This window comes from Actinopolyspora xinjiangensis, assembly GCF_900104475.1.
GTDB lineage: Bacteria > Actinomycetota > Actinomycetes > Mycobacteriales > Pseudonocardiaceae > Actinopolyspora > Actinopolyspora xinjiangensis.
In genome coordinates this window covers 38965-51714 of record NZ_FNJR01000014.1, presented here as the reverse complement: position 1 = coordinate 51714, position 12750 = coordinate 38965, and the positions used below count along the sequence as shown (strand labels likewise).

The 12750-nt window shown below is 67.9% G+C and carries 9 protein-coding genes; 8 read left to right on the top strand and 1 reads right to left on the bottom strand.

The genetic code is table 11. The features are described 5' to 3' along the window. Nucleotides 1–57 precede the first annotated feature (57 nt). The 3 genes from wzt to BLQ75_RS19435 all read left to right on the top strand — a co-directional run bounded on the left by wzt (nucleotide 58) and on the right by BLQ75_RS19435 (nucleotide 5316). On the top strand, nucleotides 58–816 hold the full coding sequence (gene wzt / locus BLQ75_RS19445; protein ID WP_483069171.1) for a galactan export ABC transporter ATP-binding subunit Wzt/RfbE: 759 nt from the start codon (nucleotides 58–60) through the stop codon (nucleotides 814–816). Then, entirely contained in the window at nucleotides 816–1745 is a 930-nt protein-coding gene (gene glfT1, locus BLQ75_RS19440; RefSeq protein WP_092604121.1) for a galactofuranosyltransferase GlfT1, read from the top strand. The genes wzt and glfT1 overlap by 1 nt, the downstream gene beginning before the upstream one ends. Before the next feature lie 202 nt (nucleotides 1746–1947). After that, nucleotides 1948–5316, top strand: coding sequence for an arabinosyltransferase domain-containing protein (locus tag BLQ75_RS19435; protein ID WP_244515744.1), 3369 nt, complete (start codon nucleotides 1948–1950; stop codon nucleotides 5314–5316). Nucleotides 5317–5392: 76 nt separating this feature from the next. Here BLQ75_RS19435 and BLQ75_RS19430 read toward each other — a convergent pair whose 3' ends face one another. Then, nucleotides 5393–5842: a GtrA family protein gene (locus BLQ75_RS19430; RefSeq protein WP_092604119.1), complete on the bottom strand. Its 450-nt coding sequence runs from the start codon at nucleotides 5840–5842 to the stop codon at nucleotides 5393–5395. Between the two features lie 205 nt (nucleotides 5843–6047). Between BLQ75_RS19430 and dprE1 the strand changes: the two genes are divergently transcribed. The 5 genes from dprE1 (at nucleotide 6048) to BLQ75_RS19400 (ending at nucleotide 12548) form a co-directional block, all read left to right on the top strand. Beyond that, nucleotides 6048–7385, top strand: a complete 1338-nt coding sequence (dprE1, locus tag BLQ75_RS19425; protein ID WP_170837582.1) for a decaprenylphosphoryl-beta-D-ribose oxidase — start codon at nucleotides 6048–6050, stop codon at nucleotides 7383–7385. Beyond that, complete coding sequence (gene dprE2 / locus BLQ75_RS19420; RefSeq protein WP_092604117.1) at nucleotides 7382–8137, top strand: decaprenylphospho-beta-D-erythro-pentofuranosid-2-ulose 2-reductase; 756 nt, start codon at nucleotides 7382–7384, stop codon at nucleotides 8135–8137. Before dprE1 ends, dprE2 begins: the two co-directional genes overlap by 4 nt. 492 nt (nucleotides 8138–8629) lie before the next feature. Then, nucleotides 8630–10762: an LGFP repeat-containing protein gene (locus BLQ75_RS19415; RefSeq protein ID WP_139183041.1), complete on the top strand. Its 2133-nt coding sequence runs from the start codon at nucleotides 8630–8632 to the stop codon at nucleotides 10760–10762. Between the two features lie 215 nt (nucleotides 10763–10977). Next, entirely contained in the window at nucleotides 10978–11814 is an 837-nt protein-coding gene (locus BLQ75_RS19405; protein ID WP_092604114.1) for an LGFP repeat-containing protein, read from the top strand. 152 nt (nucleotides 11815–11966) lie between these two features. Further along, complete coding sequence (locus tag BLQ75_RS19400) at nucleotides 11967–12548, top strand: DUF2017 family protein (RefSeq protein WP_092604113.1); 582 nt, start codon at nucleotides 11967–11969, stop codon at nucleotides 12546–12548. The last annotated feature ends 202 nt before the right edge of the window (nucleotides 12549–12750 follow it).

The window sequence follows — 12750 nt, the reverse complement described above, 5'->3', positions numbered from 1 at the left end:
ATCGACGTGTGGAACGCAGACGTTGACTTCCCGATCTTCGACGCGAAGTCGCGCTCGATGAAGAAGGCCGTGCTCGGCAAGACCGGCGGCAAGATCGGCACCGAGAGCAAGGTGCCGATCATCGAGGCGCTGCGCGACATCAACCTCTCGCTTCGGCACGGCGACCGGGTGGCGCTGGTCGGCCACAACGGCGCGGGCAAGTCCACCCTGCTGCGACTGCTGTCCGGCATCTACGAGCCGACCAGGGGCAGCTCACGTGTGGAGGGCAAAGTCGCACCGGTCTTCGACCTCGGTGTGGGGATGGACCCGGAGATCTCCGGGCGGGAGAACATCATCATCCGCGGCCTGTTCCTGGGCATGAGCCGCAAGCAGATGGAAGACCGGATCGACGACATCGCCGAGTTCACCGAACTCGAGAACTACCTGTCGATGCCGCTGCGCACCTACTCCACCGGTATGCGGGTCCGGCTCGCGCTGGGCGTGGTCACCTCCATCGACCCCGAGATCCTGGTGCTCGACGAAGGCATCGGCGCGGTGGACGCGGAGTTCCTGGACAAGGCCAAAAGCAGGCTCAACGAGCTGGTCAAGCGTTCCGGAATGCTGGTGTTCGCCTCGCACTCCGACGAGTTCCTGGCCGAGCTGTGCAGCACGGCCATCTGGATGGAGAAGGGCCGGATCAAGGAGCACGGCCCGCTGCGCGAGGTGCTCACGCACTACAAAGGCAAGGACCCCTTCGAGAACCTCAGCCCGCAGGCGAAGGCCAGGATGCAGCAGGAGCAGGCTTCGACCGCGACCATCGGAAGCAACGAGGGCTGATGACGGAATCCGGACAATCCGCACCACTGCCGGCGGACGCGGTGGTGACGGTGATCGTGACGCGCCACCGCCCGGAACTGCTGGCCGAGTCGCTGAAGGTGATCGGGAACCAGACGCGGCCGCCCGACCACCTCGTCGTGGTGGACAACGGTCCCGACCAACCCGCCGCCGAGGTGGTGGCCGAGTGCCCGGTACCCGCCACCTACCTGCCCTCGCGGCGGAACCTGGGCGGCGCGGGCGGCTTCGCGCTCGGCATGATGCACGCCCTCTCACTCGGGGCGGAATGGATCTGGCTCGGTGACGACGACGGGCGCCCCGCCGACGAGCACGCGCTGAGCACCCTGCTGGAAGAGGCGCGCACCCGCGGTCTCGCGGCCGTCTCACCGGTGGTGGTCAACATCGACCGCCCGGACACGCTGGCCTTCCCGCTGCGGCGAGGGCTGACCTGGAAACGCCACCCGGAGGAGCTGCGCGGCACCGGCTCCGAGCACGACTTCCTGCCCGGCATCGCCTCGCTGTTCAACGGCGCGCTGTTCCGGGCAGGCACGCTGGACGTGGTCGGCGTGCCCGACTACCGGCTGTTCTTCCGCGGCGACGAGGTGGAGATCCACCGCCGGATGGTCCGATCGGGACTGCCGTTCGGCACCACGCTGCGCACCCGCTTCCTGCACCCCGACGGCTCCGCCGAATTCAAGCCGATGCTGCGTGGGAAATTTCATGCGCAGGATCCGGAGGACAGCACGAAGCGCTACTACACCTACCGTAATCGGGGCTATCTGCTGGCCCAGCCCGGCATGCGCGGAATCGGCATGCTCGAGGTGGCACGATTCGGGCTCTACTTCGTGTGGCAACGTCGCAGCCCGAAGGATTTCCTGGAATGGCTCCGGCTTCTCCGGCTCGGCAGGCGCGAACGCTTCTTCCGCAGGTGAACGGGACACCTCCCGTTCCACGCTCGCCCGGCCACGCGACGGCCGGGCGAGAATTCCACCGCACCCCTCCGGGATCACTCCGAAGGCGGACATCGGACAAAACCACTGAATCGCATCGACGACGCTGGGCAGGACGTGTCGGGCCACACAGACCGGCGATGCCGCGAAACGGCGTCGCGTGAGCACCTACTATTCTCCACCCGTGCTTAACGTCGGGCGGAAAGAGGACGAGCGGCCCAATCGGGGAAACGACCCCGACGACGTTGGGGGTCGCGACAACACGGCGAGTGCCGATTCCCGCAAACGCCTTCGCGTGATCGCCGCGGCACTCGGAATCGTGGGAACGATCCTCTCGCTGTCGGTTCCGTTCCTGCCCGTCAACCACGGGATCACCAACCTCAGGTGGCCAACGGCCGAGGGGACCGACCCGGTCTCCGCGCCGCTGGTCGTCTACTCGCCGGTCGATCTCGAGTTCACCGCGCCGTGCTCGGCGGCCCGCAGCCTCGACTCCAGGACGTCCGGGCCGGCCACCCTGCTGAGTACGACCCCGCCCTCCTCCGAGTACGGCGACCTCACCGGAATGGTGTTACGTGTCGAGGACGGACGGCTCACCCTGCTGTCGCGGGGAAGCCGGCTCGGCAGCGCCACCATCCCCGACGGCGACTGCACGATCTCGATAACCTCCGACGGCACGCGGACCACCGCGAGCGTGGGAGAAAAACCGCTGGCCAGCGTGACGAGCGGGGACCGTCGCCCGCAGCTGACCGGTATCTACTCCGACCTCGAAGAGCGACAGGATCCGATCGACGGCGTCTCGTTCCGGGCTCAGGTCGACACTCGCTGGTCCACCAGCGCGACGATCCTCAAGTTCGTCGTCATCGGGCTGGGGCTGCTGTGCTTCATAGGCTGCGTGATCGTGATACGCCGACTCGACCTCCGTGCCGGGCGGCGTCCCCCCAAGCTCGTACCGGCCGGGTGGTGGAAACCGACCTGGCGGGACGCCTCCGTACTGGCGGCACTGGTCATCTGGTGGCTGATCGGGGCGATGACCTCAGATGACGGCTACATCCTCTCGATAGCCCGCTCCCGTGACAGCGCGGGCTACATCAGCAACTACTACCGCTGGTTCGGGGCGCCGGAATCCCCGTTCGGCTGGTTCTACGAGCTCTACTCGCTGTGGGTGAGGGTCTCCGCCGCCACCCCGTGGATGCGGCTGCCCGCGCTGCTGATGGGGATAGCGAGCTGGCTGCTGATCAGCCGGGAGATACTCCCCAGACTCGGACAGCAGGTCCGCCGCAGCCGCGCGGCGGGATGGGCCGCCGCCGCCGTCTTCCTGGCCTTCTGGCTGCCCTACAACAACGGTCTCCGCCCGGAGCCCGTGGTCGTGCTGTTCTCGTTGCTGGCCCTGGCCGGGGTGGAGCGAGCGGTGGCCACGAAGCGGCTGCTGCCCGCCGCCGTCGGGCTGTTCGGAGCGGCGCTGGCGGTGGGGGCCAACCCGCACGGCCTGATGGCCGTGCTGCCCTTCGTGGTCGCCTTCAAACCGCTGTTCCGGCTCGTGAGCCAGCGCATCAGGGAGTTCGGCTGGCTGCCGGTGCTCGCGCCCCTATCGGCCTGCGGTTTCGCGATCCTCAACATCGTCTACTGGGACCAGACCTGGCAGTCGGTGCTGGAATCGACGCAGCTGCGGGGCGAGATCGGTCCGAGCCTGAGCTGGTACCAGGAACTGAGCCGCTACTCGCTGCTGTTCAGCCAGATCCCCGACGGGTCGATGACCCGGCGCTTCCCGGTGCTGCTGGTGATCCTGTGCCTGGTCACCTGCGCCGTGGTGCTGCTGCGCCGCGGCCGTATCAGGGGGGCCGCCCTCGGCCCGAGCAGGCGACTGCTGGGAATGACAGCGCTGACGTTCTTCGTGCTCGTACTCACCCCCACCAAGTGGACGCACCACTTCGGCATCTTCGCGGCGGTGGGGGGTGCGCTCGCCGCGCTCACCGCGCTGGCCACGAGCGGCACGGTACTGCGCTCACGGCGCAACCGCGCCGCGTTCTTCGCCGGCCTGATGGCGATCTGCGCGCTCGCCGCCACCGGCCCCAACGCCTGGTGGTACGTCTCGGGCTGGGGAATCCCCTGGAACAACATCCCCCCCTCCGTGAGCGGCTACAGCGCGAGCACCCTCCTGCTGGTCGTCGCGGGGATAGCACTGGTGGTGGCGGTCATCGAGCACCTGCGGATCGACGAGCACCGACCGCACGTGGTCCACCCGCCGAAGCTCGACCGCAACGGCCGTACCGGTGTTGAAGGCCGCAGCCGTGCGCTGCGGCTGGGTACCGCGCCGCTGTCCGTGGTCTGCGCACTGCTGGTCATCGGCGAGCTGGCCACGTTCGGCAAGGCCATACAGGAGCAGTGGGGCAGCTACAGCCTCGGCAAGGACTCGGCCAAGCAGCTGGCAGGTGACAGCTGCGGCCTGTCGGACTACGTGTACGTGGAGAAGAACCCCACCGAGGGCATGCTCCGGGTCTCCGAACGACAGCCAGACACCCCCGTTTCGGACATGGAGGCCCCCGACCGGGTCTCGCCCGAGGAGTCCCCGCGGGACTACCTCGGAGCGAAGATGGAGGGCTACCGGCGTGACGGGCTGCCCTCCGAAAACGAGTCCGGCGGCAAGGACTGGAACCCACCCTACGGGCTGGGCGATGACGACGCGCCGGTCTGGGGCAGCCACGATGAAGGCGGCACCGGCACCAACACCGGTGAACTTCGCACCCAGTGGTACGACCTGCCGAAACGCGCCCGCGAGGGCAACGTGCCCGTGGTGCTCACGCTGGCCGGGAACGTGCGCGGGGCGAACAGGCTCTACGTGGAGTTCGGCAAGCGGACCGAGGACGGCTTCGAGATCATGGACCGCCGTCCCGTGCTGACGGGACCAGCTCCCGACTGGCGGGACGCCAGGATCAGCGTGGACGGCAGGGCGGACGGCGCCGAGCAGGCCCGGGTGATCGCCGTCGATCAATCCCTCGGCGAGGACGGCTGGCTCGCCGTGAGCGCACCCCGCGCTCCTCGCCTGACGAACATGACCGAGTTCATCGGCGACGCCCCCACCTTCGTGGAGTGGACGGCCGCCTTCCAGCACCCGTGCCTGGACCTGCCGGACATCCGGCACGGGATCGCGGAGGTACCGCGCTTCCGCGTCAGCGCGGGCGGCACGCTGCGCTCGGTGGGCCAGGGATGGTCCTCGCCGGACGCCGCCGGACCTTTCGGCTGGCTCAACGTCACCGCGAGCATGCGCGAGATGCCGACCTACCTGCGGGGCAACATCCACCGCGACTGGGGAACGCTCTACACGGTGGATCCGTACCGTCCGGAGGCCCTGCCCGCTCAGGCCGCCATGGACATCGAGTGGGAGACCCACTGGGGCACCTGGAGTCCGGGGCCGTTGAGCAGGCCGGTGCAACTGCCCGGCGACGTCCCGAGCTCGGACGACCGCAACGACACCTCGTCGGGGGATGACTCCGGCTCCGACGGTGACGACATCGGGCACGTGGACGGCTCCACCAACCAGCGGGGAACGGACTGACCGACCGTTCCGCGACCGGCGGCGCCGGTCGCGGAACGCCGCTCGGGCCGGAGTACCGGGCCTGACGAGCCAGGGCTCACTCGCGGAAGACGACCCAGCGCAGCAGCACGAAGTTGATGCCGGTGCCCAGTGCCTGGCCCGCCAGCCAGCACAGCGTCCACTTGAACTGGGCCCCGTACACGAAGCCGAATTCCGGCAGCCAGAGGAACAGCAGCTGATTGGTGCCGATGTTGACGAAGAAGGTCACCACGTAGACCAGCACGAACGCCCCGGCCTTCGCCTTGGTGTTGCCGGTGTTGGCACCGGCGAAGGTCAGTCTTCGGTTCGCGACGTAGGAAGCGCTGGTGCCGAGCACGAACGCCAGCGTGCGGGCCAGCCAGTTCGGCAAGTCCAACGCGAGCAGCGTCATGTACGAGCCGTAGTCCAGCATCGCGCAGACGGCCCCGATGAGACCGAACCGAACGAGCTGGTTGAGGATTCCCAGTTGCTTGGTCTCGGGTTCGGCGGTGCTTTCGGCCACGGCCACTCGTTCACCTCGGCTGTCGCGACGACACTGGAGCGGGCTCCGGGCCCGACGACGATCCGCCCACAGGTCACCCGCCGCCCCTGACTCGGGGCAAGTGTAGCCACCCAACCGGTCAGTCGAGTGGGGGACGGGTTCACCCGGCGCTGTCGTGGCACGGCACGCGGATAGACTCGTCACGGTGGGATCGGTTAACAACGAGCACAGGATGCTGACGGGCTGGGGTCGCACCGCACCCACCATGGCCGAGGTCGTCAGCACGCCGGATGTCGAGACCATCGCCCGCGTGGTGCGCGAGGCCGGCCCGCGAGGATTGATCGCCAGAGGGCTCGGCCGCAGTTACGGCGACCCCTCGCAGAACGCGGGCGGCACCGTCATCGACATGACCGCGCTCGACCGGATTCACACGATCGACGTCGACAACGCGGTCGTCGACGTGGACGCGGGCGTGTCGCTGGACACCCTGATGCGCAGGCTCCTGCCGCACGGACTGTGGTTACCGGTGCTGCCCGGCACCCGGCAGGTGACCGTCGGCGGGGCGATCGGGGCGGACATCCACGGCAAGAATCACCACTCCCAGGGGTCGTTCGGCAGCCACGTGCTCTCCCTCGATCTGCTGACCGCGGACGGCGAGGTGCGCACGCTCACTCCCGAGGGTGAGTCCGCCGAGCTGTTCTGGGCCACGGTCGGCGGCATGGGGATGACCGGGATCATCGTCCGCGCCACCATTCGCCTCAAACGTGTCGAGACGGCCTACTTCGTGGTCGACAACATCCAGACCCGCAACCTCGACGAACTGCTCGAGCACTTCACGGACGGCTCCGACGACGACTACGTGTACTCGGTCGCCTGGTTCGACTCGTTGGCGCGGGGCGACCGGATGGGGCGCGCCCTGCTCACACGTGGCAATCCGGCCACCCTCAACGAACTCCCGAAAAAACTGCGGAAGAATCCGCTCGGATTCGACGCTCCCCAACTGATGACGGCACCACCGGTATTTCCGAACGGGTTGGTGAACAAGTACACCATCACCGCTTTCAACGAGGTCTGGTACCGCAAAGCACCTACGAAGTACGGCTCGGTGCAGAACATCACACAGTTCTTCCACCCGCTCGATCTGGTCGGCGAATGGAATCGTGTGTACGGTTCGAACGGCTTTCTGCAGTACCAGTTCATGGTGCCGTTCGGCCAGGAGCAGATGTTCCGGCGCTCGATCGACAAGATCAGCGCTTCGGGACACGTCTCGTTCCTGAACGTCCTCAAAACGTTCGGCCCCGGAAACGCCGCCCCGATGTCGTTCCCGGACGAGGGGTGGACGCTCACCGTCGATATTCCCGTGACCCCCGGCCTCGACCGGTTGTGCCGGGACCTGGACGAGATGGTGCTCGAAGCCGGCGGCAGGCTGTACCTCGCGAAGGAGTCGCGCACCACTCCCGAGATGATCGAGCGCATGTACCCGCGCATCGACGAGTGGCGCGAGACACGCGCCGCGGTGGACCCCGAAGGAATCTTCCGCTCCGACCTGGCCAGGAGGCTGAACCTGTGATCGACGCGGTTGGCAACCCCCAGTCCCTGCTGCTGCTCGGCGGCACCTCGGACATCGCGCTGGCCACCGCCGAGCGCTACGCGCGGCAGCGCCCGCTCCGCATCGTCCTGGCGGCCCGCCCCTCGGAGCGGCTGGAGGCGGCGGCGGAGCGGCTGCGCGGGACGGGCAGCACGGTGACCACCGTGCCGTTCGACGCCCGTGACCCCGACACCCACGCCGAGACCCTGGACAAGGCCTTCGGCGAGGGGGACATCGACATCAGCATCGTCGCGTTCGGCGTGCTCGGTGACCAGGAGAAACTCTGGACCGACGTGGCGGCGGCTCGGGAGATGGCCGAAATCGACTACGTCGCCCCGGTGACCGTCGGCGTGCTGCTCGCCGAGCACCTGCGCAAACAGGGCCACGGCCACATCGTCGCGCTCTCCTCCGTCGCCGGGGAGCGGGTGCGTCGCTCCAACTTCGCCTACGGCTCGGCCAAGGCGGGCATGGACGGGTTCTACACCGGTCTGACCGAGGCGCTGCGCCCCTCGGGGATCAAGGTCACGGTGGTGCGCCCCGGCCACGTCAAGTCGAAGATGACCGAAGGGCTCAAGGAGGCACCGCTGGCGCAGACCCCCGAGCAGGTCGCGGACATCATCGTGAACGCGGTGCGCAAGGGCAGGGAACTCGTCTGGGCCCCGGCCCAGTTCCGCTACGTGATGAGCGTGCTGCGCCACCTGCCCCGCGTGGTGTTCCGCAGGCTGCCGTTCTGACCTCGCTCAGCCGGCCTCCCCGGCCGGAGCGCTCCGGTCCGTCGGCCTTCCCACCTGATCCGCGCGGTTGGGGCCGCGACGACGAGCGGGCAATCACGGCCGAGTGACTACCGGACGCCGCCCGGTGCGCGTTCTTCGGGGAACGCGCACCGGGCGTATTCGTGTCGCGGGCCGTTCGCCGCGGTGCCGGACTCGTGCACCGGTTTGTCGCCCCGCCCGTCGGAACAACGGTCCGAAACACTCCACCACCGGCGGTAAACGGGTTTTCCCGGAATTCCGCCCGCCGTGACCGAACCGCTCGGGATCGTTTGCCCATTCGACGCCACTTCCTCACTCGGCCAAAGCCGCGAGCACTGACGACGCGGAGTCACGAGGGAAACGTGGTGTGTTGTCCGAGTCACCGCGTTACACCTTCGAACGAGACAGTTGCACGGGTAAATTCGACTGCGAAACGATAACAGGACGCGACATTCACGCCCCTTTCGTCCGATCATGGAACGAGACCAGAAAGGGGACAATGTGACGGTCAAGAATCTCGTGGGGCACGCCGTCGCGCTGAGCACGGCAGCCGCCCTGGTCACGGCCGCACCCGCGGCCGCGGCCACCGAACAGCCCGAGCAGGACACGCAGACCACCCAGTCGACCCAGGAGAAGGCCGGTTCCGCCGACGACGGCTCCGGCGACGGCTCGACCGACGGCTCGGGCTCTTCGGACTCTGGGGACTCCGGGAACGACACCTCCGGTGACGGTTCCGGCTCGACCGACGGGAACTCCGACGGCGGGACCAGCGACGACTCCGGCTCGACCGACGGCTCGACCGACGGCTCGACCGACGGCTCGACCGACGGCTCAGGCGATGGTTCCACCGACGGAGGAGCCACCGATGGAGGCTCCGGCTCCACCGACGACTCCGGCTCCACCGACGACTCCGGCTCCACCGACGGGAACTCCGACGGCGGGACGGATGACGGTTCCACCGACGACGGTTCCACCGGCGACGGCTCGGGCGACGGTTCCGGCGACGGCGGCGACCAGGTCGACGAGGGCCCCGGCGCAGGCAAGATCGACGAGTACTACCAGAACCTCAGCGAGGCCGAGCAGCAGCGGCTGGGCGAGCCGGTCGGCGAGGAACAGGTGGTCAGCGACTCGGTCCGCTACCAGCAGTACGACAACGCCCGGATCTACTGGTCGGAAGGCCAGGGCGTGCACTCCGTCTCGGGTGCCGTGCTGGAGGCATACCTGAACGCGGGCGGCCACGAGGCGCTCGGCGTTCCCGCCACCAACGTGCTCACCGACGACCTGGGAACCCCCTACGGCGAGTTCGTGAACTCCGAGCGGGGAACGAGCGCGATCTACGCGCCGGAGGGCGCGCAAGCCCACGTGCTCGGTGAGCCCGTGCTCAAGAAGTGGCGCGCCGAGGGTGGCGGTGGTGGCCACCTGGGTTACCCGACCACCGACACCGCCGCCACACCGGACGGCCGGGGCCAGTACAGCGAGTTCGCCAACGGCGGCGCCATCTACTGGACCAACGAGACGCAGGCCCACGTGCTGCAGGGCAAGATCCTGGCGAAGTGGCGCGCGCTGGGCGCCGGGCAGGGCCCGGTGGGGTATCCGACTTCGGACGAGAAGACCGCCGCTGACGGTCAGGGCCGCTACAACGAGTTCGCCGGAACCGGCGGCGGCGCCATCTACCTGGCGCCGGAGGCCGATGAGGCGTTCGCGGTGTACGGCACGATTCACTACAAGTGGCAGAAGCTGGGTGGCGTCACCGGTCCGGTGGGGTATCCGACTTCGGACGAGAAGACCGCCGCTGACGGTCAGGGCCGCTACAACGAGTTCGCCGGAACCGGCGGCGGCGCCATCTACTGGAACCCGGACACCGGTAAGGCCAACGCGGTCTACGGCGAGATCTACGACAAGTGGCAGGAACTCAACGGTGTCACCGGCCCGCTGGGGTATCCGACTTCGGACGAGAAGACCGCCGCTGACGGTCAGGGCCGCTACAACGAGTTCGCCGGAACCGGCGGCGGCGCCATCTACTGGGCCAAAGAGGGCTGGTGGATAGCGGAAAACGGGCGCACCCACGCGGTCTACGGCGCCATCTACGACAAGTGGACGGCGAGCGGCGGGGTCACCGGCCCGCTGGGCTACCCGATCACCGACGAACTCCCCGGCTATGAGGATTTCGGTTACAGCGGCAGGTACAACGCTTTCAGCGGTCAGAACGGCCAGTTCGCCCTGATCGCTTGGAGCAAGCCCACGCAGGCGCACTCGGTGCAGGGCAAGATCGCCTACAAGTACGCGAGTTCCAAGTACGGCGGGCCGGGCGGTGTCCTGGGCTACCCGACCACCGACCAGCGCATCACCCCGGACGGACAGGGCGCCTACAACCACTTCAACGGTGCGGGCGGCAGCTCGATCTATTACAGCAAGGCCGTCGGCAGGGCGCACGGGATCTTCGGCGGTATCCGCGACCGGTGGCAGCAGCTGGGCTGGGAGCGTTCCTACTTGGGCTACCCGACCAGCGGTCAGTACGAGGTGGACGGCGTCTATCGAGTCGACTTCCAGGGTGGTCAGATCACCTACTACCCGGAGACCGGCGAGATCGTCGACCGGCCGTGGTGACCGAACCGGTCGCACCGGGCTGAGCACCCGAGAGGTGTGACGCTCCGATAGTCCAGAAGGGCCTTCCGGATCCGCTCCGGAAGGCCCTTCGTTATCTCGAACAGGTGAAAAACCGGGACGAGCCACGGGTTCGGCCGTGTCCGTACCACAACACTCGGGGCCCCGCGCCCACGCTGGACGTCGTTCGGAATCGCCGAGCTGAACAGGAGCATCCCGTGTTTTCCGGAAACGGTTCGATCTTCCGCAGAGCGGTGGCGGCAGCCGCCACTCTGCTCGCGGCCACCCTCTCCCTGGGATTGTCCGGCACCGCCAGCGGCGACGTCGACACGCCGCGCGAGCGACAACGAGCCCAGCAGCGGGCCTCGTCGGCCGAGTTCACCCCAATCGAACATCGCTACTGGAACGACCCGAAGCTGCGCGAGACGCTCGGGCACCCCGTGGACACCGAGTACCACGTGGACGGGATCTCCTACCAGCAGTTCCAGAACGGCTGGATGTACCACACCGACGACACCGGGACACACGAGGTGCACGGCGCCATCGCGGCCCGCTACACCGAGGTCGGCACGCACGAAACCTACGGGGTGCCCACCACCGACGAGCTGACGACCCCCGACGGCAAGGGGCGCTACAACCACTTCGTGGGAACCGACGCGATCGGAGTCGCCTCGATCTACTGGACCCCGGATACCGGAGCTCAGGGCGTGTGGGGACCGCCGAGGCAGTTCTGGGCCAAGCACGGCTACGAGCGCGGTTTCCTGGACTACCCGACGTCCACCACGACCGACACCCCCGGCGGCAAGGGCGTCTACACCCACTTCCGCGGCGCCGACCACCTGGGAGCCTCGGTCTACTGGAGCGAATCCACCGGACCGCACTCGGTGCAGGGCACGATCCGCGATCTGTGGCTGGAGCTCGGCGCCGAGAAATCCTGGCTGGGCTTTCCCACTTCCAATGAGTACGACATCGAAATCGGACGGCGCAGCGATTTCCAGAACGGTTACATCACCTGGAACTCCAAGACCGGCAAGGCCGAGGCACACCGCTACTGAGCGACCGAGCACCGATCGGACGAGTGGCGTGACCTGCGGTTGAGCCCCAGGAGCGCCACTCGTTATCACATCGCGGATGCGGTTGTGACTCCCGTCGGGTCGGCTGCGAGAATCGACATCGGATTCGGGGCCGGGCGATGGGAGACTCGGATATGGCCGTGAAGTGCTCCATTGTGGACGACGAGCTGGTCGCTGAGTTCGATTCGACCATGTTCAAGTGGCTACGCGCTTCACTGCCACGATATCGCGAGCTCATCCAGGGAAGGCTGGACGAGTACCGCGAGTACGACTGGTTGTGCGAACGACTCTCGCTCCCGCTTCCCGTCACACCGCTGGACTCCACCATGCTGCGCGCCCTGCGCGACAGCTGGTGCGACCCCGTGGACGACGACGCGCTGCGGGGCTGGCTGGAGGCCGACCTGATCAACCGGCTCCGCGAGGACGCCGACGTGGCGTTGAGCACCCTCCCCGCCACGGGCGAACGGCTGGTGCTGCGCGACGCCGAACAGGTCGAGGCGTGGTTCTGGGTGCTGGTGAACATGCGCATCGCCTACGGCGTGGAGCACGGTGTGCTCGGCCCGGGCCGTCCGCCCATCGACGAGCACTTCGACAAGACGGCCGACTGGAGTGATCCGCTCACCCCCGCGCGGTTCGCCGTGTGGTGGCTGCAGAACGTGGCCGACGCGTTGCGCAAAGCATCCGGTCAACCCCTGCCGGAGTACTCCTACTACTGACGGGTTCGCGGTTCGCTCCGGTTGCCGGGCGCGTTTCGCCAAGAACCGACGTCACCCGGATCGTACCTCACCGCGGGAACGGCGATCCCCGCGAGATCACCACTGCCCGGGAGCTGGTCCTCCTGCGGCGCACCCGGAAACCACGAAGGGGATCGCCCTGCTCGTCGCCGCGACCGGAAACCCGATGATCAGCCGTGCCCGT